Here is a 23,206-nt window from a genome sequence, read left to right on the forward strand (position 1 = left end):
CGGCAACAAAGGACCAAGATTGTACCTGCCCAAATTTTCAGCAGGGCTAAAACCGGGCCGTCAAGACGGCCAAGCAGCGAAAACAAGACAGTGCGCAGTTTTCATGGTGTGGGCACGAAGGTGCGCACCTGGCCCGGAACGGCCTGCAGCCCGTAGGCACCAATCCTGCCCTGCCACCAGCGGCGGTTGAATTGCACGTCGGGAGAGACCTGGTCGTCGGGCATGGGTCGCAGGCCGACCTTCTGCAGCCCGGCTTTCGGCTGCCCGGCTGCCTGCAGCCCAGTTGTCTGCGGCCCAGCATCCAGTCCCAGGTCCAGCGCCTCGCCGTCGGCCAGCGGGCCGCGCACCACGGCCATGGCCTTGCGCCCGTCGGTCACCCAGGCGTCCAGCACCAGGGCCGGGCCGGGCTCGGACCCGGCCAGGCTCACGCAGCCTTGCAGACGCGGCTCCAGGCCCAGCGGCTCCAGCTCGCGCTGCAGCTGCTCCAGCCTGTCGCCCACGGCCGGGTCCGGCAGGGTGCAGCCCTTGGCCTGCAGCGCCTTGCCCCAGGCGGAGGGCGGTGCAGCCTGGGCGGGCGGCGCCTGGGCAGCGGCCTGTGCCACCACGGTGGTGTCCTTGCCTGGCGATGGCTGCAACGCAGCGCAGCCGGCCAAGCCGGCTGCTGCCATTCCCAATGCCGCCCATCCCGCCCATCCTGCAATCCGCCCTGTCTGCATGACGCCCCCTGTGCTTGTGGTTCTGGAACAGGCCCCACGATAGCTTCAGGCCGACAAGGGGTCAGCCAGCGCAGACCTACACTTGGCAGCACCTATGGAATTCTGGATGCATCAACTGCTGGGCTGGCTGGCGCTGCCGCAGTTCGGCCTCAGCACCGTGTTCATCGTGGCCCTGATCTCGGCCACGCTGCTGCCGCTGGGCTCCGAGCCTGCGGTGGTGGGCCTGCTGCAACTCAACCCCGATCTGTTCTGGCAAACGGTCTTCGTGGCCACGGCGGGCAATACGCTGGGCGGCGCCATCAGCTGGTGGATGGGCCTGGGTGCGCACAAGGCCTGGCGTGCGGCCCGCGAGCGGCGGCGCGCCGGACTGCCCGAGGATCTGCGGGCCAAGCCGCCCCGCGCCCTGTCACGCCACGAGCGCCGCGCCCGCGTGTGGCTGCGCCGCCTGGGCGCCAAGGCCTGCCTGCTGAGCTGGCTGCCCGTGGTGGGCGATCCGCTGTGCGCCGTGGCCGGCTGGCTGCGGCTGCCGTTCTGGCCCTGCGTGTTCTACATGGCCATCGGCAAGTTCCTGCGCTATGTGGTGATGACGGTGGTGCTGCTGCAGTTGCTGCCGGCCTCCTGGGCCAGCTGAGGCCGAAGCCCTCCCACCGAAGCCCTCCCCTTTTTGCGATCTACGCCTGCGGCTCACGCGCCCAGGGCGCCAGCGCGAAGTGCGCAGCCAGGAAATCGATCAGCGCCTGCACGCGCGCCGGCCGGGCGCGCCCGGGTGGCGTGACGATGTGCAGGGCGATGGAGGGCACCTGCCAGTCGTCCATGCAGGTCTGCAGCGCACCCGATTGCAAATCTTCCCAGGCCAGGAATTCGGGCTGCAGGGCCAGGCCCAGCCCGGCGCGCAGGGCCGGCGCCAGGCCCTCGGCATTGTTCACGCGCATGGCCGTGGGAACGACCTGGGCGAACTCGCCGCGGCGCGCATGCACGAAGCGCCAGGCCTCGCCCAGGCGGCTGTGCACATAGCGCAGCGCGCGATGCTGCGCCAGCTCGCGCGGATGGGTGGGGCGGCCGTGGCGCTCGAAGTATTCGGGTGATCCCACCAGCAGCAGGCGCACCGTGCACAGGCGCCGTGCCAGCAGGCTGGAGTCGGGCAGCGAGGAGATGCGCAGCGCGATGTCGAAGCCCTGGGCCACGACGTCGATCAGTTCGTCGCTGAAGTGCAGGTCCAGCGTGACTTCCGGGTGCTCGGCCATGAAGGCGGGCACGGCCGGCGCCAGGTGCGAGATGCCGAACGACATGGGCGCCGCAATGCGGATGGGGCCGCGCAGGCTTTTGGACTGCTCGCTGATCTCGGCCTCCACGGCCTCGCCCTCGGCCAGGATGCGCGTGGCGCGCTCCAGCGAGGCCTGGCCGCTGGCCGTCAGCGACATGCGCCGCGAGGTGCGGTGGAACAGGCTGGTCTTGAGCCGCGTCTCCAGCCGCGTGATGGCCTTGGAGATGGTGGGCTGGGAGACGCCCAGGTCGGCGGCGGCCTTGGCGAAGGAGCCCGTTTCGGCCACCTTGGCGAAGACGGCCCAGGCTTCGAGGTCAGGAAGTCTTGGCATGAAAGTTTTGGAATAGATGTCTTTGCATATTTTCTATTCTCTTCTTGATCGGCAAAACATAAAGTTCATCCATCGCAACACACAACGCAGCAGGAGAACACCATGATCGAACGCCGTCCCTTCCAAGCCCTTGGCGGTGCCAACCACGGCTGGCTCGATGCCAAGCATCACTTTTCCTTCGCCGGCTACCACGATCCGGCCCGCATGGGCTGGGGCGCGCTGCGGGTGTGGAACGACGACACCATCGCCGCCGGCACGGGCTTCCCGCCCCATGCCCACGCCAACATGGAAATCATCACCTATGTCCGTGAAGGCGCCATCACCCACCAGGACAGCCTGGGCAACAAGGGCCGCACCGAAGCGGGCGATGTGCAGGTGATGAGCGCGGGCACCGGCATCCGCCACTCGGAATACAACCAGGAAAAGGACACGACGCGGATCTTCCAGATCTGGATCATGCCCGACGAGCGCGGCCAGCAGCCCCCGTCCTGGGGTGCCAAGCCCTTCCCCAAGGGCGAGCGCTCGGGCAGCTTCGTGGCCCTGGCCAGCGGCCTGCCCGGTGACGAGGACGCCCTGCCCATCCGCACCGCCGCCCGGGTGCTGGGCGCCACGCTGAAGGCCGGCGAGAGCACGGAGTACCGCATCGGCCGCGACCGCCTGGGCTACCTGGTGCCGGCCAGCGGCTCGGTGCAGATCGACGGCGTGACGCTGCAGGAGCGCGACGGCGCCGCCATCAGCGATGTGGACAGCTTCCGTGTGACGGCCCTGGCCGACACCGAGCTGGTGCTCGTCGACACGGCGCGCTGAAGCGCCCTGCCCGCCTCTTCCCAAGAAAACATTTCCCGTACCCCGTCCAACCCCTCACAGGAGATCACCATGACCGACCGCAAGTACCTCGAAGTCCTGACGCCCGCCAACAGCCAGATCATCTTCATCGACCAGCAGCCGCAGATGGCCTTCGGCGTGCAGTCCATCGACCGCCAGGTGCTCAAGAACAACGTGGTGGGCCTGGCCAAGGCGGCCAAAGCATTCGACATTCCCGCCACCATCACCACGGTGGAGACGGGCAGCTTCTCCGGCCACACCTATCCCGAACTGCTGGCCGTGTTCCCCGAGCACCCACTGCTGGAGCGCAGCTCCATGAACTCCTGGGACGACCAGAACGTGCGGGACGCACTGGCCAGGAACGCCGCCCAGGGCCGCAAGAAGATCGTGGTCTCCGGCCTGTGGACCGAGGTGTGCAACACCACCTTCGCCCTGTCGGCCCTGCATGACACGGACTACGAGATCTACATGGTGGCCGACGCCTCGGGCGGCACGTCGCTGGACGCGCACAACTACGCCATGGACCGCATGGTGCAGGCCGGCGTGGTGCCCGTGACCTGGCAGCAGGTGCTGCTGGAATGGCAGCGCGACTGGGCCCGCCGCGAGACCTACGACGCGGTGATGGACATCGTGCGCGAGCATTCCGGCGCCTACGGCATGGGCGTGGACTATGCCTACACCATGGTGCACAAGGCCGCCGAGCGCGTGCAGCATGGCGAGACCATGGGCCCGAACCCCGCCAAGGCCTGAGTACCAGCGCCGCCGCCGGCCCGCCAAAGGAGTCTCGCCATGAAGCTCTATGCACTTTCCCTGGGGGCCGGCCTGCTGGTCGGCGTGGTCTACAGCCTGCTGCAGGTGCGCTCGCCCGCACCGCCGCTGGTGGCCCTGGTCGGCCTGCTGGGCATCCTGGCCGGCGAGCAGATCGTGCCCGTGGGCCGGCATCTGCTGCAGGGCATGGACCTGCGCAGCGCCTGCAGCAAGACGCAGGCCACCGAGCATGTGCTGGGCCAGCTGCCCGGCCGCAAGAACGCCGATGCCGATGCCGATCGGCACCACGGCTGACCCCTCCCCCTCTCTCCAAGAAAACTGCACCATGACCACGCGCAGAAAAGTCCTGGGCTCCGCCGCCACCCTTGCCATGGGTGGACTGCTGGGTTGCACCACCAACGCTCGCCAAGGAGCCTCCATGTCCGATTCCACGCCCGAAGTCATCTTCCACAACGGCCGCTTCACCACGCTGAACAAGGCCCAGCCCACCGCCACCGCCGTGGCCGTGAAGGACGGCCGGTTCATCGCCGTGGGCTCGGACGCCGAGGTGCTGGCCCTGGCCGGCAGCGGCACGCGCCGCATCGATCTGCAGCGCCGCAGCGTGCTGCCCGGCCTGTTCGACAACCACACGCACGTGATCCGCGGCGGCCTGAACTTCAACCTGGAGCTGCGCTGGGACGGCGTGCGCTCGCTGGCCGACGCGCTGGACATGCTCAAGCGCCAGGTGGCCATTACGCCTGCGCCGCAGTGGGTGCGCGTGGTCGGGGGGTTCACCGAGCACCAGTTCGTGGAAAAGCGCCTGCCCACCATCGACGAGATCAATGCCATCGCGCCCGATACGCCGGTCTTCCTGCTGCACCTGTATGACCGCGCCCTGCTCAACGCCGCCGCCCTGCGCGCCGTGGGCTACACCCGCGACACGCCCCAGCCTGCAGGCGGCGAGATCACGCGCGATGCCAACGGCAACCCCACGGGCCTGCTGCTGGCCAAGCCCAACGCCACCATCCTCTACAGCACGCTGGCCAAGGGCCCCAAGCTGCCGCTGGACTATCAGGTCAATTCCACGCGCCACTTCATGCGCGAACTCAACCGCCTGGGCGTGACCGGCGTGATCGATGCGGGCGGGGGCTTTCAGAACTACCCCGACGACTACGACGTGATCCAGAAGCTCAGCGACGCCAACCAGATCACCGTGCGCCTGGCCTACAACCTGTTCACGCAAAAGCCCAAGGAGGAGAAGGCCGACTTCCTCAACTGGACGCAAAGCGTGAAGTACAAGCAGGGCAACGACTATTTCCGCCACAACGGCGCGGGCGAGATGCTGGTGTACTCGGCCGCCGACTTCGAGGACTTTCGCCAGCCGCGCCCCGACATGCCCCCCAGCATGGAGGGCGACCTGGAGGAAGTGGTGCGCGTGCTGGTGCAGAACCAATGGCCGTGGCGCCTGCACGCCACCTATGACGAGACCATCTCGCGCGCGCTCGATGTGTTCGAGAAGGTGCACCGCGACACGCCCATCGACGGCCTGAACTGGTTCTTCGACCATGCCGAGACCATTTCGGACAAGTCCATCGACCGCATTGCGGCGCTGGGCGGCGGCGTGGCCGTGCAGCACCGCATGGCCTACCAGGGCGAATATTTCACCGAACGCTACGGCGCACGCGCCACCGAGGCCACGCCGCCCGTCAAGAAGATCCTGGAGCGCGGCGTGAAGACCTCGGCCGGCACGGACGCCACGCGCGTGGCCTCCTACAACCCCTGGGTGTCGCTGTCGTGGATGGTGACGGGCAAGACCGTGGGCGGCCTGCAGATGTACCCCCAGCGCAACCTGCTGGACCGCGAGACCGCGCTGCGCATGTGGACCGAGAACGTGGCCTGGTTCTCCAACGAGGAAGGCCTGCGCGGCCGCATCCAGGTGGGCCAGCTGGCCGACATGATCGTGCCCAGCAAGGACTACTTCGCCGTGCCCGAGGACGAGATCTCCTTCCTCACCTCCGACCTCACCGTGGTGGGCGGCCGCGTGGTCTATGGCGCAGGCCCCTTCCAGCAGCATGACGACAACCCGCTGCCACCGGCCATGCCCGACTGGTCGCCCGTGCGGCGCTTTGGCGGCTACGGTGCCTGGGGCGAGCCCGAAGGCGCGGGCAGAAACTCGCTCAACCCCGCGCGCTACCGCAGCCTGGCGGCGGCCTGCGGCTGCGGCACCAGCTGCGGCATGCACGGCCACAGCCATGCCGACGCCTGGGCATCGAACGTGCCGGCCTCCGACCCCAAGAGCTTCTTCGGCGCGCTGGGCTGCTCCTGCTGGATGGCCTGAGGAGCACACGCATGACACCCGCCATGACCCAAGCCAGTACGTTCTCCGGCCGCCTTGCGGCCACCGCACGCCCGGTGTTCGGCAGCCAGGCCGTGCGCCTGGTGGCCTACCTGGGCCTGTGCGCCGCCTATCTGCAGGGCGGCCTGGTCAAGCTCACCGACTTTCCCGGTGCGCTGGGCGAGATGGCCCACTTCGGCCTGTCGCCGGCACCGCTGTTCGCGGTCCTGGTGATTGCGCTGGAGCTGGGCGCCTCGGCCATGATCATCACCGGCCGGCTGCGCTGGCTGGGCGCCCTGGCGCTGGCCGCGTTCACGCTGCTGGCCACCTTCGTTGCGCTGCGCTTCTGGGAGCTTCCCGCAGGGCAGGAGCGCTTCATGGCGGCCAATTCCTTCTTCGAGCATCTGGGCCTGGTCGGCGGCTTCCTGTTCGTCGCCTGGCATGACCTGGGAGAGCGCCATGACCGCTGATTCGAGCGCACCCGCAACCACCGCCTCCGGCAGCTTCGCGCCGCTGCGCCAGCCCGTGTTCGCGGTGCTGTGGGCCGCCACGGTGCTGGGCAACATCGGCAGCTTCATGCGCGATGTGGCCAGCTCCTGGATGGTGACCGAGCTGTCGGCCAGCCCGGCCGCCGTGGCCCTGATCCAGACGGCGGCCACGCTGCCCATCTTCCTGCTGGCGATTCCGGCCGGTGTGCTGTCCGACATCCTGGACCGGCGGCGCTTCCTGATCGGCATCCAGATCCTGCTGGCCGCCGTCAGCGCCAGCCTGCTGCTGCTGGCACGCACCAACACGCTGACCTTGGAGTACCTGGTGGCGCTGACCTTCGTGGGCGGCATAGGCGCGGCGCTGATGGGGCCGACCTGGCAGTCCATCGTGCCCGAGCTGGTGCCGCGCAGCGACCTCAAGAACGCGGTGGCGCTGAACTCGCTGGGCATCAACATCGCACGCGCCCTGGGCCCTGCGGCCGGCGGCCTGCTGCTGGCCAGCTTCGGCGCGGCGGCGGCCTATGGCGCGGACGTGGCCAGCTACGTGTTCGTGATCGCCGCGCTGGTCTGGTGGAAGCGCCCCAAGGCCGAGGCCTCGGCCCTGAACGAGCAGTTCTTCGGCGCATTCCGCGCAGGCCTGCGCTATGCCCGCTCCAGCCGCGAGCTGCATGTGGTGCTGCTGCGCGCCGCCGTGTTCTTCCTGTTCGCCAGCTCGGTCTGGGCCCTGCTGCCGCTGGTGGCGCGGCGCATGCTGGGCGGCTCGGCAGGGTTTTACGGCGTGATGCTGGGCGCCGTGGGCGCAGGCGCCATCCTGGGCGCGCTGGTGCTGCCGCGCCTGCGCAAAAGGCTGGATGCCGATGGCCTGGTGCTGCTGTCCTCCGTGCTCAGCGCCGCCGTGATGGCCGCGCTGTCCACCGCGCCGCCGCAATGGGCCGCCGTGCTGCTGATGCTGGTGCTGGGTCTGGGCTGGATCATTGCGCTGACCACGCTCAACGGCGTGGCCCAGGCGGTGCTGCCCAACTGGGTGCGCGGCCGCGGGCTGGCCATCTACCTGATGGTGTTCAACGGCGCCATGGCGGGCGGCAGCCTGGCCTGGGGGCTGTTTGCACAGGGTGTTGGCATTCCCACGGCGCTGCTGATCGGCGCGGCGGGCCTGGTGGCCATCTCGCTGGTGTTCCACCGCATCAAGCTGCCCACGGGCGAGGCGGACCTGCAGGCCTCCAACCACTGGCCCGAGCCGCTGCTGGCCGAGCCCGTGGCCCATGACCGTGGCCCGGTGATGATCCAGGTGGAGTACCAGGTGCGCCGCGACGACCTGCCAGCCTTCATCGAGGCCATGCAGCATGTGGCACGCGAACGCCGCCGCGATGGCGCCTATGCCTGGGGCATTGCCGAGCACACGGGCGAGCCGGGCCGGGTGATCGAGTGGTTCCTGGTGGAGTCCTGGGCCGAGCATCTGCGCCAGCACCAGCGCGTGTCCAAGGCCGATGCCGATCTGCAGGCCCAGGCGCTGCGCTTTCACATCGGCCCCGAGCGGCCCGTGGTCCACCACTTTCTGGCGCTGGATGCCGCCAGTGCAACCAGTGCCGCAAGCGGGCCCGCGCAGGCACCGGCGCACGGCCACGCCCACTGAAGCGTTGCGGCAGGCCGGCCCCTGGCATGCGCCCGGCCTGCCAGGACACCTCAGCGGATATCCAGCCGCTCCAGCGCACGCACCAGGTCGGCCAGCGTGCGCACCTGCATCTTGCGCATGGCCTGGCCACGCCGCACCTTCACCGTGATCTCGCTCACGCCCAGGTCTGCCGCGATCTGCTTGTTCAGCAGGCCGCGCACCACGCCCACGACCACTTCCTGCTCGCCCGGTGACAGCGATTGCCAGCAGGCGCGCAGCGCCTGTTCGCCGGCCTCCAGCGCGCGGCGCTGGCGGTCCAGGGCAATGCCCTGCTGTATGGCGTCCAGCAGGTCCTGGTCGCGGAAGGGCTTGGTCAGGAACTCGATGGCGCCGGTCTTCATGGCCTCCACGCTCATGGGAATGTCGCCATGGCCGGTGATGAAGATGGTGGGCATCCGAAGGCCCATCTCCAGCATCTGGCGCCGGAAATCCATGCCGCTCTGGCCGGGCATGCGGATGTCCAGCACCAGGCAGGCCGGACCTTGCGGCGGATTGCGCGTCCAGTCGTCCAGAAACTCGCGCGTGGCGCCAAAGGCGCGCACGCACAGGCCCACCGAAGCCAGCAGGTCCTCGATGGCGGCACGCACCGAGGCGTCGTCATCGACGATGTAGACAAGTGCCTCGGCTTCGGCCGCGGAGGGTTCAGCCATGGCGCAATCCCGTGGAAGACCTGTCGCCCGTGGCCGGGGCGCAGGCAATGGTGATGTGAAAGACCGTGCCGCCGCGCATGTCCTCGCGGTCCGTGGCCCAGATGCGGCCGCCGTTGGCCTCGGCCATGTGGCGGCAGATGTTCAGGCCCAGGCCCATGCCGTCGGGCTTGGTGGTCCAGAAGGCATCGAACAGGTGGGTGCGGGCCAGGGGCGACAGGCCTTCGCCCGCATCGGCCACGGTCAGCACCAGTTGCTGGCCCAGGGCCTGGGTGGTGACGGTGATGCGCCGCTGCGCGGCCGGCGTGCCCTGCATGGCATCCATGGCATTGATCAGCAGGTTGGCCAGCACCTGCTGGATGTGCACGCGGTCGGCCCAGGCCGGCTGCAGCGCGGGCGCCAGTTGCAGGTCCAGGGCCACGCCGCGCCGGTCCAGCTCGGCGTCCGACAGGCGCGCCATCTCGCGCACGGCATCGTTGAGGTCGAAGGGCTGGCGGCTGGGCGCCTCGCCGCGCGCCATGCTGCGGATGCGGGCAATGACATCGCTGGCGCGCTGCGCATCGCCCAGGATGCGCTCCAGCGCCTGGCCGGCCTTGGCGAGGTTGGGCGGGTCCTGGGCCAGCCAGCGCTGGCAGGCATTGCCGCTGGTGACGATGGCCGCCAGCGGCTGGTTGACCTCATGGGCGATGGAGGCCGTCAACTGCCCCAGGCTGGTGGTCTGGGTGATGCGCATCAGCTGGGTGCGCGCCTCATGGGCCGCGTTCTGGGCCGCCACCATCTTCAGGCCCAGATAGGCCGTGACGGCAATGGCCAGGATGCTGATCACCATGTTGATCAGGCCGGTGCGATAGGCACCGGCAGGCGTGAGCGCAAAGCTGGCCAGGGTCAGCACGATGCACAGCGCCGTGAGGCCGATGACCACGCGCGGGCTGAACCAGCGCACCGCCACCAGGATGATGGCAGTGTGGAACACGGCGGCCGCCACGGCGTAGTCGGTCAGCGTGTCCAGCGCGAAGATCGCGGCCATGGCGACGCCCATGGCCGCCAGGATCAGGGCCCGGGGCCAATGGGGAAAGCGGCGCAGAGCGGTGGTCATGGCGTGCAGGGAAAAGGAATGGACTGTCAGCTGCCAATTCTCATTCAAGAAGCCGCTGCACCTGAATGCAAGCTATACCCGAACCGTACGATACTGGCGCGACCCAAAACAAGGGACACCGAGGAAGGGACGCCCCGCACCGAAGGTGTCGTCCCCCTCCCGCGCAGCGAGAGAGGGGGAAGCCGCGCAGCGGCTCAGGGGGTTCACAACACTGGCCGCCGGCCCACGCTCAGCTGCAGCTCCACGGTGGCCTTGGCCAGCTCGGTCTCGGCCTCCAGCGATCCCAGGTAGGCCTCGTCGGCCGAGCGCTGGGCGGACAGCAGCTCCAGCAGCGAAGCCTCGCCATGCCGGTAGGACAGGCGCATGCCGTCCAGCACGCGCTGCGCATCGCGCAGCACGCCGTCGCGGTAGCGCTGCACGTTCTCGCGCGCGGCGGTCAGGCGAAAGCGCGCGCCGCGCACATCGGCCTCTGCCCGGTTCTGGGCCTGCTGCAGGGCCAGCATGGCCTGCGTCACGGCCGCCTCGGCCTGCGCCAGATCGCCCCGGTCCAGGCGCGACAGCGGCAGCGGCACGCTGACCGAGACCGACAGCGTGCGCGAGCGCCCGCCGCCATCGAAGGGATTGCCCTGGGCATCGGTGCCGGCCGCCGTGGACGGCACGGCGGCCATGCCCACGGCCAGCGTGGGATTGACCCAGCGGTTGGCCCGGGCCAGGCCCGCGTTGTCGCGTGCATGCTCCAGCGCCGCCTGGGCGATGCGCACCTCGGCGCGCGACTGCAGCGCCTGGGCGACCAGGGCATCGGCATCCTCCAGCCCCGAGTCTTCGGCCAATTCCATGAAGCCGCATTGCAGCGTGTCGCTGGCAAAGACTTCGGACAGGCGGCGCCCCAGCGGGACGGACAGCGCCAGCCGCGCGGTCTGCGCCTCTGCGCGCGCCTGCACCACCTCGGCCTGGAAGCGGTCGCGCTCCACGCGCGACTGCAGCCATTCCACGCCGCCGATGTCGCCGGCCTTGCGCCGCAGCTCGTTGGCCTGCACCACGTCGCCCAGCGCCTTCAGCGTCTGCTGCTTGCGCTCCAGCGCCAGCGAGTCGCGGCAGGCCTGGGTGTAGTCCTGGGCGGCATCGGAGAACAGCTGGCTGCGCACGCCTTCAAGGCCGGCCTCGGACAGGCGCACCTGGCTGCGTGCGGACTGGATGCGCGCGGCGCGCTTGCCGCCCGTCTCCAGCTCCATGCTGATCTCGTAGTTGCGCGTGGTGGGCCTGGGCTGGCCGGTGCGCACCTGCTCGCGCGAGGCGCCCAGCGTGAGGCTGGGGTCGGGGCGTATGCCGGCGATGCCGATGCCGGCACGCGCGGATTCCACGCCCTGCTCCTCCGAGCGCAGCAGGGGGCTGTGCTGCTCCACGGCGTTGAGGTAGTCGGAAAAGCGCAGGCCGGCGGACGGCGCCGTCTGCGCCTGGGCTGCGGCGCCAAGGCACAGCAGCAGGGCCAGGGCCTGCCTGGGGAAGAAAGGGGTCGTTTGCATGGCGACTCGCATCAATGGGGTTGGCTCGTTGCGGTGCGATGCCCGCCCTCGTCCTCGGCGGCATCCGGATCGCCGCTCTCACCGCGTTCAGCGGCACGGCGCTGGCGGCGTTCGGCAGCGCGGGCGGCACGGGCCTCGATCACGTAGTAGAGGTTGGGCAGCAGCAGCAGGGTCAGCAAGGTGGCGCTGAACAGGCCGCAGACGACGACGGTGGCCAGGGGCCGCTGCACGTCGCTGCCCAGGCCCGTGGCCAGCATGGCCGGCGTGAGGCCGAAGGCGGCGACGGTGGCCGTCATCAGCACGGGGCGCATGCGGCTGGAGGCGCCTTCGAGCACGGCTTCGCGCAGGCCCAGGCCGTCCTCGCGGCGCAGCCGGTTGATCTGCGAGACCATGAGCACGCCCGAGAGCACGGCCACGCCGAACAGCGCGATGAAGCCTACGGCGCTGGAGACGTTGAGCGTCATGCCGCGCAGGTGCAGGCCCGCAAAGCCGCCGATCATGGCCAGCGGCACCACGCCCAGCACCAGCAGCGGCTGGCGCAGGTTGCCGAACTCGCCGAACAGCAGCACCAGCATGATGCCCAGCGTCAGCGGCAGGATCATGAGCAGCCGCGCCTCGGCACGCTGCAGGTTCTCGAACTGCCCGCCCCACTCGATGTGCAGCTTCTGGCGGTCGTAGTCCAGGTGCTGGTCGATGGCGGTGTGCGCATCCTTGAGGAAGCCCGCCAGGTCGCGGCCGCGCACATTGAGCTTGACGAGGATGTGGCGCTCGCCCCCCTCGCGCACGATGACGCTCTGGCCCACGGTGGTGGTGATGCGCGCCACGTCGGCCAGCGGCACCTGGGCGCCGTTGGCCGCCGACAGGCGCAGCGCGCCGATGGCCTCGGGGCTGCTGCGCGTGTCGGGCGTGAAGCGCACGGCCATGTCGTAGCTGCGCTCGCCCACGTAGAGCTGGCCGATGGAGGCCCCGCCCACGCCGGTGGAGATGAGCTGCGCCACCTCGGAGGCATTGATGCCGTAGCGCGCGGCAGCGGCGCGGTCCAGCGCAATGCGCAGGTTGGGCAGCGGCGGCTCCACGTCCACGGCCACGTCGGCCGCGCCGGGCACTTTCTCCAGCACGGCCACCAGGGCATCGGCCACGCGCCGGTCTTCGGCCAGATCCTGGCCGAAGACCTTCACCGTGAGGTCGCTGTGCGCGCCCGACAGCTTGTCCTGCACGCCGTCGATCATGGGCTGCATGAAGCCCACGGAATAGCCGGGCAGCTGGTCGAAGCGCGCGGCCATCTTCGCGATCAGCTGCTGCTTGGTCAGGCCCGACTTCCATTCGCCATAGGGATGCAGGCCCACGCTGGCCTCGATGTGCGAGGGCGTCCAGTAGTCGGTGCCGTCATCGTTGCGCCCGGTCTGGGTGACGATGTAGGAGACCTCGGGGAACTCCAGCGCGGCGCTGCGCAGCGCGTCGGCCATGTCGCGCGCCTTGTCCAGCGTGATGCCGGGCGGCATCTGCACCTGCAGCCAGATGGAGCCTTCGTCCAGGTACGGCAGGAAGTCGCGGCCCATGGTGCCGGCCAGCACGCCCAGCGCCAGCAGCGAGGCCGCCACCGCCCCCGCCAGCCAGCGCACGCGGCCCACGGCCACGCCCAGGAAGCGGTCATAGCCCACGCCCAGCCGGTGCAGCACGGGGTTGTGGAAGATCTTGCGCGGCCTGCGGAAGGCCAGCCAGGCCAGGGCCGGCGTGAGCAGCAGGGCCACGGCCAGCGCCCCGACCAGGGCCGCGCCCACGGCGCTGGCCATGGGCGAGAACAGCTTGTACTCGATGCGCTCGAAGGCGAACAGCGGCAGGTAGGCGGCCGCGATCACGCACATGCCGAAGAAGATGGGCCGCGCCACCTGCAGCGTGGCCGTGATGGCGTCCCTGGGCGTGAGCGGCCGGTTCTGGTCGGCCTCGCGGCGCCGCAGGATGTTCTCGACCACGACCACGGCGCCATCCACCAGGATGCCGAAGTCGATGGCGCCCAGCGACAGCAGGTTGGCCGGAATCTTCGCGTGGTGCATGAAGATGAAGGCCAGCAGCAGCGCCATGGGAATGGTCAGCGCCACGATCAGCGCCGCGCGCGGGCTGCCCAGGAAGACCAGCAGCACCAGGGTGACGACGATCAGGCCTTCGGCCAGGGTCTTGCCCACGGTGTGGGTGGTGCGCTCGATCAGCGTGGTGCGGTCCAGGTAGGGCACGACCTTCACGTCGGGCGGCAGCAGCTTGCCGTTGAGCTCCTCCACGGCGGCGTGGATGCCCTCCAGCGCCTGCGAGGGGTTGGAGCCCTTGAGCAGCAGCACGATGCCCTGCAGGGTGTCGGAGTTGCCGTCCTTGCCCAGGATGCCGCGCCGCTCCACGTTGCCGTAGGTCAGCCGCCCCAGGTCCTTGACCAGCACGGGCGTGCCGCTGTCCGTGGTCTTGACGACCACGTTGCCCATGTCGTCCAGCGAGCCCAGCAGGCCCACGCCGCGCACCACATAGGAGACATCGCCCCGGTCGATGACGCTGCCGCCGCCGCTGGCGTTGTTGGCATTGATGGCCTCGATCACCTGGGACAGCGCCAGCCCGTACTGCAGCAGCCGCGCCGGGTCCAGCTCCAGCATGAACTGCGTGGTCAGGCCGCCGAAGTTGGTCACGTCCACCACGGACTGGGCCTTCTTCAGGCGCGGGATCACCACCCATTGCTGCAGCTCGGACAGCTCTCGCAGGCTGCGCACGGGGCTTTCCAGCGTGTAGCGGTAGACCTCGCCCGTGGGCGAGCTGTAGGGGTCCAGCCCGGCGCGGGCGCCATAGGGCAGCGTGACCTCGTCGATGCGCTCCTTCAGGCGCTGGCGCGCCCAGTAGCCGTCCACGCCGTCCTCGAAGACCACGGTGATCAGCGACAGCGCGAACAGGCTGCGCGAGCGCAGCACGTGCATGCCGGGCGTGGCCAGCAGGGCGCGCTCCAGCGGAATGGTGATCTGCTGCTCTATCTCCTCGGCCGCCAGGCCTGGCACCTGGGTGACGATCTGCGAGGTCACGTCGGCAATGTCGGGATAGGCCTCCAGCGGCAGCTGCTTCCAGCTGAACACGCCATACAGGGCCGCGAAGCAAAAGACCAGCCAGACCACGCCGCGGCGCGAAAAGCCGATGTTGACGATGCGCTCGATCATTGCAGCAGCACTCCCCCGTTGACCACCACGCGCTCGCCGGCCGCCAGGCCCGAGAGGATCTCGGCCTGGCCGTCCTGCTGCGCGCCGACCTGCACGTCGCGCGGCTCGAAGCGCCAGCCGCCCTTGTCCACGAAGACGCGCGTGCTGACCTGGCCCTGCAGCAGGGCCGCGGCCGGCACCATCACGGCCTGGCGCGCCGGGGCGTCGAAGCCCACGCGCGCAAACATGCCGGGGCGCAGCCGCCCTTCGGGGTTGTCCACGGCCACGCGCACCTTGACGCTGCGCGTGGCGGTGTCCACCAGCTCGCCCACGTACTGCACGCGGCCCTGCAGCTGCAGGTCGGGATAGGCGGCCAGCGCGATGTGGGCCTGCTGGCCCACGTCCACATGGGCCAGGTCGCGCTCGCTGACGCTGGCGCTGAGCCAGACCTTGCGCAGGTCGGCCACGGTCATGACGGAGGCATTCACATCGTTCCAGTAGCCGCCCTGCGAGCCCGCCATCTCCACCACGCGGCCGCTGATGGGCGACTTGACCACGTAGCTGCCGCGCGAGCCTTCCTGCACGGCCGCACCCAGCTGGGACAGATGATCGGAGGCAGCGCGCGCATCGGCACCTGCTGCGGCCAGCGACTGCTGCGCGGCCTCGTAGTCCTTGCGCGCGGCGATCTCGGCATCGAACAGCAGCTTCTGGCGGTCGAATTCCTGGCGCGCGTGCAGCAGCGCGGCCTGGGACTTGGCGTGCTCGGCACGCACGCTGGAGATCTCGGAGGAGTCCATGGTGATCAGCGCATCGCCGGCCTTCACCGCATCGCCCAGCTGGTGGTGCAGGCGCACCAGGCGGCCCGCCACGGGCGGCGTGATGCGGACCAGCTTTTCAGGCTCGGCCTCGATGGTGGCGGGGGCCGACAGGCGGGTCTGCAGCGGCTGCAGGGCGATCTCGGCCACCTGCAGGCGCTCGCGCAGCGGCGAGCCTTCGGGCACCACGATGAGGTTGCCTTCGCGGCGCACGGGGGCCGGCTGCGGGACGGCGGTGGCGGGGGTTGCCACTGCAGCCTGGGTTTCGGCCGGGCCGTTGCAGGCGGCCATGGCCACGCTGATCAGCAGCCCGCCCACAGGCCATGCAGCCGCCAGCAAGGGATGGCGCTGGTGCAGGCCATGTGGTTGGCCATGGGGTCGGCCTGGTCGTTCAGAAGCGAGAAAGCGGGTCATCCTGAGGTCTCCGGGTGCCACGGACCCGCGCAGACCTCTCGCCCCTTCAGGCGATCACAGGCCTCCGCCCGGGTCCGGGCAGATCAAGAAATGGAAGAAGGGAAAGACGGGAAGGGACGGCGCGGCAGCGCCTGGCAGGATCGGGATCGGAATCAGGATCGGGGTCCATGGGGTACTCCTTTGCGTGTGGGTGGCGCAGTCCCCGTGCAGGCCGGGAGCCCTGTTTGCTGCAGTGCAATATGTGCCCGGAATTATCAAAGGCGAAAGTGCCTGCGGCCAGCCTTTGTTGGGAAGGCTGGCCTGTTCATTGGTGGATGCGGGATATACCTTCGTATAGAAGATGGCCGGCACAAGGCCCCCCCTCGGCCCGGCCCAGCCCGGCCCGAAAAGCAAAAAGCCGCCAGCGCGGAGCGGGCGGCTTGCGGGCGATGGCCTGCGGGAAAGCTCAGTCCACTTTCAGGCCGATGGCTTTCACCAGTTCGCCGAAGCGCTCGCGCTCGGTGGCGTGGTGGTCGATGAAGGCCTTGCGGCTCAGGGGCGCGGGCGTGGCGCCCAGGGTGAGGATGACGTCGTTGACGTTCTTTTGCTCCAGCGCCTTGGCCACGGCAGTGCGAACGGCCTCGATCACCGATTCGGGCGTGCCCGTGGGCGCGTAGATGCCGAACAGCGTGTCCGCATCAAAGCCCGGCAGGCCGCTTTCGGCCAGCGTGGGCACGTTGGGGTACTGCGGCGAGCGGTGCGGGCTGCCGATGGCCAGCAGGCGCAGCTTGCCGGCCTCCACCTGCTTGAGGCCCGGACCCGGGTCGAACCAGAACTGCAGCTGCCCGCTGAGCACGTCGCTGAGCGCCGGGCCCGCGCCCTTGTAGGGGGCGTGCACGGCATCGACGCCGGCCATGCGCTTGAACATCTCGCCGGCCAGGTGCGGCGAGCTGCCCTGGCCCGGCGAGCCGTAGGACAGCTTGCCGGGGTTGGCCTTCAGGTGCTTGATGAACTCGGCCACGTTGGTGGCGGGCACGGCGGGATTGGTCTCCAGGAACACATGCACGCGCGCCACGGCAGCCACGGGCGTCAAGTCCTTTTCGGGATTGAAGGCCAGCTTGCTGTAGATCATCGGGTTGATGGTGATGGCCCCGCCCGAGCTGAGCAGCAGCGTGTAGCCATCCTTGGGCGCGCGCACGGTTTCGCTGATGCCGATGTTGCCGCCCGCGCCGGGCTTGTTGTCCACCACCACCGACTGGCCCAGCACCTGGGACATGGTGGGCGTGATGGCGCGCGCCAGCACGTCGGCCGCGCCGCCGGGCGCGAAGTTCACGACCAGGCGCACGGGGCGCTCGGGCCATTTTTCGCCGGCCTTCTGCGCCAGCGCAGGGACCGAGGCCGTCGCGCCCAGCAGGGCCAGCAGGCCCAGGCGGCGCCAGCGGCTGAAGGGATTTGTCTTGTGCATGAGCTATGTCTCCTTGGGTTATGAGTTCTTGAAAACGGTGAGGGCGCCTGAAGCAGCAGCGGCGCAGCGGCGCAACGGTCAATCCAGCCGTATGCCCGCCGACTCGATGACCTGGCCCCAGCGCCGGCTTTCGCTGCGCCAGTAGTCACGCATCTGCGCAGGCGTGCCGGGCAGCGGCTCCAGCGACAGCGCCTCGAAACGCGCCAGCACGGCAGGCGAGCGCAGCGCCTGCTGCAGCGCCACGGACCAGGCCTGTACGGTGGCGTCGTCCGTGCCTGCGGGTGCGACCAGGCCCTGCCAGGCATGGGCCTCGAAATCCTTCACGCCCTGCTCGGCCAGCGTGGGCACGGCCGGATGGCTCTTGAGACGCTCGGCGCTGGCCACGCCGATGACGCGCAGCTTGCCGGCCGCAATGTGCTGGGCCGCCGCCGCGCTGTCGGCCAGCATGAAGGGGATCTGGCCGCCGATCACATCGATCAGGGCCGGCCCCGCGCCGCGATAGGGCACATGGGACATCTTCACGCCCATGCGCTGCGACAGCAGTTCGGTGGCCAGGTGGTGGGGCGTGCCCAGCCCCGGGCTGCCGTAGCTGACGGGGCCTGGCTGGGCCTTCACCCACTGCGTGAACTCCTGCAGGTTGTGCACCGGCAGCTGGTTGCCGACCACGAGGAACAGCGGGAAACGCGCCAGCAGGCCGATGGGCACGAAGTCCTTCTCGGCGTTGTAGGCCAGCTTGCGAAACAGGTGGGGGTTGGCCGCCAGCGTGGCGAAGTCGGCCGTGAAGACCAGGCTGCCCAGCTCGCGCGTGCGCGCCGCATATTCGGCGGCGATGTTGGTGCCGGCCCCGGGCTTGTTCATGACGACCACGGTGCGGCCCAGGGCCTTGCCAAAGGACTCGCCCACGGTGCGCGCCACGGCGTCCGAGCCGCCGCCTGCGGCAAAGCCCACCACCCATTCGACGGGCTTGCCGGTCTGTGCGTGTGCCGTGCCCATGCCCAGCAGGGGCGGGGCGCCTATGGCCAGTGCGGCCTTGAGTGCTTGTCTGCGCAGCATCCTGTCTCCTTCTTGTAGTGGCTCGTTTTGCCTTGAGCGCGTTCAGCGCGGCGCGACGGCGCCCGCGTTCTCGGACAGGCTGACCAGTGCATGCAGCGTGCGCGTCACGGGAACGGCAATGCCCAGGCGGTCGGCCACCTGCAGCACGGCACCGTGGATGGCGCCCGTCTCGGTGGCACGGCCAGCCAGCAGGTCCTGCAGCATCGAGGGCTGGTGGCCCCGGTGGTGGTCCAACGCATCGCGCACGGCTGCGCCCACGCGCTCGGCACTGGCGGCGACGCCATGGGCATGGGCGACGGACAGCACCTCGTCCAGCACGCGCTGCAGCAGGGCCTCGCCCTGCGGATTGGCCAGTCCGTCCACGGTATGGCGCGTCACGGCGCACACGCCGTTGAAGGCGGCATTGAAGGCCAGCTTCTCCCAGATGGCTTCCTGCACCTGCGGGTCGATGCTGCAATGCATGCCTGCGCGGTTGAGGTCTTCCGCCAGCAGGTCGAAGACCGCGCTGCGCTGGCCATCGCAAGGCATGAAGCGGATACCGCCCTGCCCCATGGAGCTGACCTCGCCCGGCGACATCACGCGCGCAGGCCAGGTGGTCACGCCCACGGCGATGCGTTCGAGCGGCACCATTTCACGCAACACATCGGCATGGCCTATGCCGTTTTGCAGGCTCAGGAAGTGCGTGTCCGGCCCGATGAGATGGGCAATGCCCTGCAGCGCGGCCCGCGTATGGGCCGACTTGGTGAAGACCAGCCACAGCGCGGGCCCTGCCGTGAGCTGCTCGGCCCGCGCGGCATGCACGCGGGCCTGCAGCAGCCCCTCATCGGTGTGGCAGCGCGCGCCATCGCGGTTCAGGGCCTGCAGCAGCTCGTCGTTCACGTCGACCAGGGTCACGTCCAGGCCGATGCGGGCCAGCCGCGCGCCGAACAGGGTGCCCATGGCGCCTGCGCCGAGGATGCCTATGCTTCTTGTGTTTTCCATTGCCGTGTCTCCTGCAGGGGGCTTCGCCTCAGGCGACTTCGACCTCGACCACGATGGGCTTGGGATGGGCCAGCGCGCGGGCCAGCACATCGGCCAGCTCGGCCGCGTTATCCACATGCACGCCGTCGCAGCCCTGGCCACGGGCCAGCGCCACGAAGTCGATGTCGGGCAGTTCCGTGCCCTCGACCTTCTCGCCCTCGCGGTAGCCGAAGACATGGGCGAAGTCCTGCAGCGCCGCGTAGCGGCGGTTCTTGAGGATCACGAAGCTGATGGGCAGGCGCAGCTGGGCTGCGCTCCAGAGGGCCTGGATGGCATACATGGCCGAGCCGTCGCCGATGACGGCGACCACCTTGGCCTCGGGCTGTGCCAGCGCCACGCCCACGGCGGCCGGCATGCTGTGGCCCAGGCCGCCGCTGCACATGGTGTAGAAGGTGCCCGAGTGGAAGATGGGCAGGTAGGTCTGGATGGTGGAGCGCGAGCTGGGTGCCTCTTCCACCACGATGCTGCGCCGGTCACGCACCTGGGCCAGCGTGTGCATGGCAAAGGCCACCGACATGCGCTCGCCTGCGGCGGGCGCGGCCGGCACGGGCGCTGCGGGCCGGGGTGCGGGCGCCTGGCGCGGGGCGGGTGCGGGGCGCTGCAGCAGCTCCTCCACGCCCATGCGCACATTGCCCACGGCAGCCGTGCCCACGGGGGCCCAGGCGGCAATGGCCGGGTCCTCGATCAGCTGGTAGAGCGCCGTGCCTTCGGGGATGTGCGGGCCCTCGCCTTCCACGTGATAGGTGAAGGCGGCCGCGCCCACGGCGAAGACCACGTCATGGCCGGACAGCAGCTGCACGATGCGCTCGCGCATGGCGGGCAGGAAGCCGGCGAACAGGGGATGGTCCTCGGGGAAGCTGCAGCGCCCGCTCATGGGGGCCACGAAGACGCGGGCCTGGTGGCGCTCGGCCAGCGCGACCACGGCATCCCAGCCCTGGGCCCGGTCCACGGCCGCGCCCACGACCAGGGCAGGGGCACGCGCGGCGTCCAGCGCCTGGCCGATGAGGTCCAGCGTGCGCGGATCGGGCCGCGTCTCGAAGCCCACATGGCGCAGCGTGACGGGCTCGGCCGGCTTGTCCCAGTCATCGGCGGGAATGGAGACCAGCACGGGGCCGCACGGCTCCTGCATGGCGATGTAGTAGGCGCGCGCCAGCGCCTGGGGCACGTCTTCGGCGCGCGCGGGCTCGCAGCTCCACTTCACATAGGGCTTGGGCAGCTCGGCGGCCTGGTTGGAGTGCAGGAAGGGGTCGAACTGCAGCAGCGAGCGCGCCTGCTGGCCCGCCGTGATCACCAGGGGCGTGCGGTTCTTGAAGGCCGTGAAGATGTTGGCCATGGCGTGGCCCACGCCCGCGGCCGAGTGCAGGTTCACGAAGCTGGCATTGCGCGTGGCCTGGGCATGGCCGTCGGCCATGCCCAGGACGACGGTTTCCTGCAGGCCCAGCACATAGGAGAAGTCTTCGGGGTAGTCGCGGAACAGCGGCAGCTCGGTCGAGCCCGGGTTGCCGAAGATGCGCGTCATGCCCAGCTCGCGCAGCATGGCGATCACGGCATGGCGCACGGTGTAGGTCGGGGTGGAGGTCGCGGTGGAGGGGGACGCCTCGGCGGGCTGGCTGCGCGGTGTGGTGGGTGCTTGCAAGATGGGGTCTCCTGGGGAATGGGCCGGCCGCCCGGTGCGTGCCGCGCGGTGGCCATGGAAGTCGGTGCCCATGGTGCAGGCGCTTATGATTTCCAGCAATTGAATAAACTATCTAAGAGATATTCACCAAATGGATATCAAGAACCTGGACCTCAACCTGCTGCGCGTCTTTGACGCCGTGTACCGCCACTGCAGCGTCAGCCGCGCGGCTGAGGAGCTGGGCATGTCCCAGCCCGCCGCCAGCCAGGCCGTGACGCGGCTGCGCCTGCTGCTGGGCAATCCGCTGTTCGAGCGCGCGCACGCAGGCGTGCGCCCCACGCCGCGTGCCGAGCGCCTGGCGCTGGCCGTGCGCCAGGCGCTGGAGGTGCTCGAAGTCGCCATGTCCGAGGCCCAGAGCTTCGAGCCGCTGCAGGCGCGCCAGCGCTTTCGCATCCACCTGAGCGACATCGGCGAGGCGCGCTTTCTGCCGCCGCTGATGCAGGCGCTGCACCAGCGCGCCCCGCATGTGCAGCTGGAGACCCTGCCCATGCCGCTGGACGGCATTGCCGATGCGCTGGACCGGGGCACGCTGGACATCGCCATCGGCTTTCTGCCGGGTGGCACGCGGACCCGGCAGACCGTGCTGCTGTCCGACCACTACGGCGTGCTGCTGCGCAGCGGCCACCCCGCGCTGGCGCACCTGCCCGAAGACGCGCCACTGGCGCTGGCCACGCTGCGCCAGCTGGATTTCGCGGCCGTGCGCTCGCATTCGGAGACGCTGCGCATCCTGCAGGCGCTGCGGCTCGATGAGCGCATCCGCCTGTCGGCCGCACATTTCATGGCCGTGCCCTCCATCGTGGGCAAGACCGACCTGGCGGTGATCATGCCGGCCGAGATCGCGGCCGGCTTTGTCGAGCGCGGCGGCTATGCGGTGCGCGATGCCGACCTGCCCGATCACCGCTTCGACGTGTCGCTGCACTGGAGCTGGCGCTTCGAGCAGGAACCGGCCAAGCGCTGGCTGCGCGAACTGGTCTGCGAGCTGTTCCAGCAGCCCCGGCACCGCGAGGCCGCCGCGCCCTGAAGGGCCGGCCGTCACGGGCATGACTTGCGGGCCTGCCGACTCAGTTTCGTCTAAGAAACCGGCGCCAGACTGGTCCCTGCGCCGACAAGGGCACGCGGCCGGCCCCGCCGAAGATGGGCACCGGCCTGTTTCATCCACTCTCCAGGAAAGACTCACCATGCAACTCAAGGACAAGGTCGCCTTCATCACCGGCTCGGCCAGCGGCATCGGCAAGGAGATCGCCACGCTGTTCGCCAGCGAAGGCGCGCGCATCGTCATTGCCGACCTCAACAAGGAGGCGGCCGATGCCACGGCGGCCGAGCTGCGCGCCACGGGAGCCCAGGCCATGGGCGTGGCCGTGGACGTGACCGACGAGGCCCAGGTCAACGCCTCGGTCGAGGAGGCCGCCCGGGCCTTCGGCGGCATCGACATCCTGGTCAGCAATGCCGGGATACAGATCGTGCATCCGGTGGAGGAATTCAGCTTTTCCGACTGGAAGAAGATGCTGGCCATCCACCTGGACGGCGCCTTTCTCACCACGCGCGCCTGCCTCAAGCACATGTATGCGCAGGGCCGCGGCGGCAGCGTTATCTACATGGGATCGGTGCACTCCAAGGAGGCCTCGCTGCTCAAGGCGCCCTATGTCACGGCCAAGCACGGCCTGATCGGGCTGGCCAAGACCGTGGCCAAGGAAGGCGCCAAGCACGGCGTGCGCGCCAATGTGATCTGCCCGGGCTTCGTGCGCACGCCGCTGGTGGACAAGCAGATTCCCGAGCAGGCCCGCACGCTGGGCATCAGCGAGGACGAGGTCATCAAGAACGTGATGCTCAAGGAAACCGTGGACGGCGAGTTCACCACCACCGAGGACGTGGCCCGCGTGGCCCTGCTGTTCGCGGGCTTCCCCAGCAATGCGCTGACCGGCCAGTCGCTGGTGGTCAGCCACGGCTGGTTCATGCAGTAAGTCGCCAGTCGCCCAC

The 23,206-nt window shown here is 69.5% G+C and carries 20 protein-coding genes; 9 read left to right on the forward strand and 11 right to left on the reverse strand.

From position 1 onward, the window contains the following. Positions 1–101 precede the first annotated feature (101 nt). Positions 102–716, reverse strand: a complete 615-nt coding sequence (locus tag IB269_RS11045) for a hypothetical protein (RefSeq protein WP_192367165.1) — start codon at positions 714–716, stop codon at positions 102–104. A gap of 106 nt (positions 717–822) precedes the next feature. Here IB269_RS11045 and IB269_RS11050 point away from each other — a divergent pair, with 106 nt between their 5' ends. Then, on the forward strand, positions 823–1,347 hold the full coding sequence (locus IB269_RS11050) for a YqaA family protein (protein WP_013804040.1): 525 nt from the start codon (positions 823–825) through the stop codon (positions 1,345–1,347). 40 nt (positions 1,348–1,387) lie between these two features. On the opposite strand, the gene IB269_RS11055 is transcribed toward IB269_RS11050, so the two are convergent. Then, a complete protein-coding gene (locus IB269_RS11055; protein ID WP_192367166.1) occupies positions 1,388–2,311 on the reverse strand; it encodes a LysR family transcriptional regulator in 924 nt (307 codons plus the stop codon). A 102-nt stretch (positions 2,312–2,413) separates the two neighbouring features. Here IB269_RS11055 and IB269_RS11060 point away from each other — a divergent pair, with 102 nt between their 5' ends. The 6 genes from IB269_RS11060 (at position 2,414) to IB269_RS11085 (ending at position 8,339) form a co-directional block, all read left to right on the forward strand. Continuing rightward, positions 2,414–3,118, forward strand: coding sequence for a pirin family protein (locus IB269_RS11060; protein WP_012203489.1), 705 nt, complete (start codon positions 2,414–2,416; stop codon positions 3,116–3,118). Positions 3,119–3,187: 69 nt separating this feature from the next. Continuing rightward, a complete protein-coding gene (locus IB269_RS11065; protein ID WP_192367167.1) occupies positions 3,188–3,886 on the forward strand; it encodes a hydrolase in 699 nt (232 codons plus the stop codon). Between the two features lie 39 nt (positions 3,887–3,925). Beyond that, complete coding sequence (locus IB269_RS11070) at positions 3,926–4,198, forward strand: XapX domain-containing protein (protein ID WP_012203487.1); 273 nt, start codon at positions 3,926–3,928, stop codon at positions 4,196–4,198. A 124-nt stretch (positions 4,199–4,322) separates the two neighbouring features. Beyond that, the gene (locus tag IB269_RS11075) at positions 4,323–6,221 is read left to right on the forward strand and encodes an amidohydrolase (RefSeq protein ID WP_225614086.1); all 1,899 of its coding nucleotides are present in this window, start codon (positions 4,323–4,325) and stop codon (positions 6,219–6,221) included. A 23-nt stretch (positions 6,222–6,244) separates the two neighbouring features. Next, complete coding sequence (locus IB269_RS11080; protein WP_174549386.1) at positions 6,245–6,688, forward strand: DoxX family protein; 444 nt, start codon at positions 6,245–6,247, stop codon at positions 6,686–6,688. Then, positions 6,678–8,339, forward strand: coding sequence for an MFS transporter (locus IB269_RS11085; RefSeq protein WP_192367169.1), 1,662 nt, complete (start codon positions 6,678–6,680; stop codon positions 8,337–8,339). The genes IB269_RS11080 and IB269_RS11085 overlap by 11 nt, the downstream gene beginning before the upstream one ends. A gap of 50 nt (positions 8,340–8,389) precedes the next feature. Here IB269_RS11085 and IB269_RS11090 read toward each other — a convergent pair whose 3' ends face one another. The 9 genes from IB269_RS11090 to mdlC all read right to left on the reverse strand — a co-directional run bounded on the left by IB269_RS11090 (position 8,390) and on the right by mdlC (position 21,091). Beyond that, positions 8,390–9,028 carry a response regulator transcription factor gene (locus IB269_RS11090; RefSeq protein WP_192367170.1) on the reverse strand — a complete coding sequence of 213 codons (639 nt, stop codon included), beginning with the start codon at positions 9,026–9,028 and terminating at the stop codon, positions 8,390–8,392. After that, complete coding sequence (locus tag IB269_RS11095) at positions 9,021–10,121, reverse strand: sensor histidine kinase (RefSeq protein WP_192367171.1); 1,101 nt, start codon at positions 10,119–10,121, stop codon at positions 9,021–9,023. Before IB269_RS11095 ends, IB269_RS11090 begins: the two co-directional genes overlap by 8 nt. A gap of 203 nt (positions 10,122–10,324) precedes the next feature. Further along, complete coding sequence (locus IB269_RS11100) at positions 10,325–11,644, reverse strand: TolC family protein (RefSeq protein WP_192367172.1); 1,320 nt, start codon at positions 11,642–11,644, stop codon at positions 10,325–10,327. Between the two features lie 11 nt (positions 11,645–11,655). Beyond that, positions 11,656–14,829, reverse strand: coding sequence for an efflux RND transporter permease subunit (locus IB269_RS11105; protein WP_192367173.1), 3,174 nt, complete (start codon positions 14,827–14,829; stop codon positions 11,656–11,658). Further along, the gene (locus tag IB269_RS11110) at positions 14,826–16,037 is read right to left on the reverse strand and encodes an efflux RND transporter periplasmic adaptor subunit (protein ID WP_192367174.1); all 1,212 of its coding nucleotides are present in this window, start codon (positions 16,035–16,037) and stop codon (positions 14,826–14,828) included. Before IB269_RS11110 ends, IB269_RS11105 begins: the two co-directional genes overlap by 4 nt. Positions 16,038–16,482: 445 nt before the next feature. Continuing rightward, the gene (locus IB269_RS11115; protein ID WP_192367175.1) at positions 16,483–17,481 is read right to left on the reverse strand and encodes a Bug family tripartite tricarboxylate transporter substrate binding protein; all 999 of its coding nucleotides are present in this window, start codon (positions 17,479–17,481) and stop codon (positions 16,483–16,485) included. A gap of 78 nt (positions 17,482–17,559) precedes the next feature. Continuing rightward, entirely contained in the window at positions 17,560–18,534 is a 975-nt protein-coding gene (locus tag IB269_RS11120) for a Bug family tripartite tricarboxylate transporter substrate binding protein (RefSeq protein WP_192367176.1), read from the reverse strand. Positions 18,535–18,576: 42 nt separating this feature from the next. Next, entirely contained in the window at positions 18,577–19,515 is a 939-nt protein-coding gene (locus tag IB269_RS11125) for a ketopantoate reductase family protein (RefSeq protein WP_180318037.1), read from the reverse strand. 28 nt (positions 19,516–19,543) lie between these two features. After that, entirely contained in the window at positions 19,544–21,091 is a 1,548-nt protein-coding gene (mdlC, locus tag IB269_RS11130; RefSeq protein WP_412523745.1) for a benzoylformate decarboxylase, read from the reverse strand. Positions 21,092–21,320: 229 nt separating this feature from the next. Between mdlC and IB269_RS11135 the strand changes: the two genes are divergently transcribed. Together IB269_RS11135 and IB269_RS11140 are read left to right on the forward strand one after the other, a co-directional pair. Then, complete coding sequence (locus tag IB269_RS11135; RefSeq protein ID WP_016453174.1) at positions 21,321–22,250, forward strand: LysR family transcriptional regulator; 930 nt, start codon at positions 21,321–21,323, stop codon at positions 22,248–22,250. A 157-nt stretch (positions 22,251–22,407) separates the two neighbouring features. After that, positions 22,408–23,190, forward strand: a complete 783-nt coding sequence (locus tag IB269_RS11140; protein WP_097203509.1) for a 3-hydroxybutyrate dehydrogenase — start codon at positions 22,408–22,410, stop codon at positions 23,188–23,190. Positions 23,191–23,206 lie beyond the last annotated feature (16 nt).

This window comes from Delftia sp. DLF01 (assembly GCF_014852125.1).
Taxonomy (GTDB): domain Bacteria; phylum Pseudomonadota; class Gammaproteobacteria; order Burkholderiales; family Burkholderiaceae_C; genus Comamonas; species Comamonas acidovorans.

Coding starts and splice junctions, on each gene's coding strand:
- IB269_RS11070 (WP_012203487.1), top strand. CDS start 3,926: ATGAAGCTCTATGCACTTTCCCTGGGGGCCGGCCTGCTGGTCGGCGTG.
- IB269_RS11065 (WP_192367167.1), top strand. CDS start 3,188: ATGACCGACCGCAAGTACCTCGAAGTCCTGACGCCCGCCAACAGCCAG.
- IB269_RS11055 (WP_192367166.1), bottom strand. CDS start 2,311: ATGCCAAGACTTCCTGACCTCGAAGCCTGGGCCGTCTTCGCCAAGGTG.
- IB269_RS11135 (WP_016453174.1), top strand. CDS start 21,321: ATGGATATCAAGAACCTGGACCTCAACCTGCTGCGCGTCTTTGACGCC.
- IB269_RS11050 (WP_013804040.1), top strand. CDS start 823: ATGCATCAACTGCTGGGCTGGCTGGCGCTGCCGCAGTTCGGCCTCAGC.
- IB269_RS11115 (WP_192367175.1), bottom strand. CDS start 17,481: ATGCACAAGACAAATCCCTTCAGCCGCTGGCGCCGCCTGGGCCTGCTG.
- IB269_RS11090 (WP_192367170.1), bottom strand. CDS start 9,028: ATGGCTGAACCCTCCGCGGCCGAAGCCGAGGCACTTGTCTACATCGTC.
- IB269_RS11075 (WP_225614086.1), top strand. CDS start 4,323: ATGTCCGATTCCACGCCCGAAGTCATCTTCCACAACGGCCGCTTCACC.
- IB269_RS11080 (WP_174549386.1), top strand. CDS start 6,245: ATGACCCAAGCCAGTACGTTCTCCGGCCGCCTTGCGGCCACCGCACGC.
- IB269_RS11105 (WP_192367173.1), bottom strand. CDS start 14,829: ATGATCGAGCGCATCGTCAACATCGGCTTTTCGCGCCGCGGCGTGGTC.
- IB269_RS11140 (WP_097203509.1), top strand. CDS start 22,408: ATGCAACTCAAGGACAAGGTCGCCTTCATCACCGGCTCGGCCAGCGGC.
- mdlC (WP_412523745.1), bottom strand. CDS start 21,091: ATGCTGCGCGAGCTGGGCATGACGCGCATCTTCGGCAACCCGGGCTCG.
- IB269_RS11110 (WP_192367174.1), bottom strand. CDS start 16,037: ATGACCCGCTTTCTCGCTTCTGAACGACCAGGCCGACCCCATGGCCAA.
- IB269_RS11100 (WP_192367172.1), bottom strand. CDS start 11,644: ATGCAAACGACCCCTTTCTTCCCCAGGCAGGCCCTGGCCCTGCTGCTG.
- IB269_RS11045 (WP_192367165.1), bottom strand. CDS start 716: ATGCAGACAGGGCGGATTGCAGGATGGGCGGGATGGGCGGCATTGGGA.
- IB269_RS11120 (WP_192367176.1), bottom strand. CDS start 18,534: ATGCTGCGCAGACAAGCACTCAAGGCCGCACTGGCCATAGGCGCCCCG.
- IB269_RS11125 (WP_180318037.1), bottom strand. CDS start 19,515: ATGGAAAACACAAGAAGCATAGGCATCCTCGGCGCAGGCGCCATGGGC.
- IB269_RS11085 (WP_192367169.1), top strand. CDS start 6,678: ATGACCGCTGATTCGAGCGCACCCGCAACCACCGCCTCCGGCAGCTTC.
- IB269_RS11095 (WP_192367171.1), bottom strand. CDS start 10,121: ATGACCACCGCTCTGCGCCGCTTTCCCCATTGGCCCCGGGCCCTGATC.
- IB269_RS11060 (WP_012203489.1), top strand. CDS start 2,414: ATGATCGAACGCCGTCCCTTCCAAGCCCTTGGCGGTGCCAACCACGGC.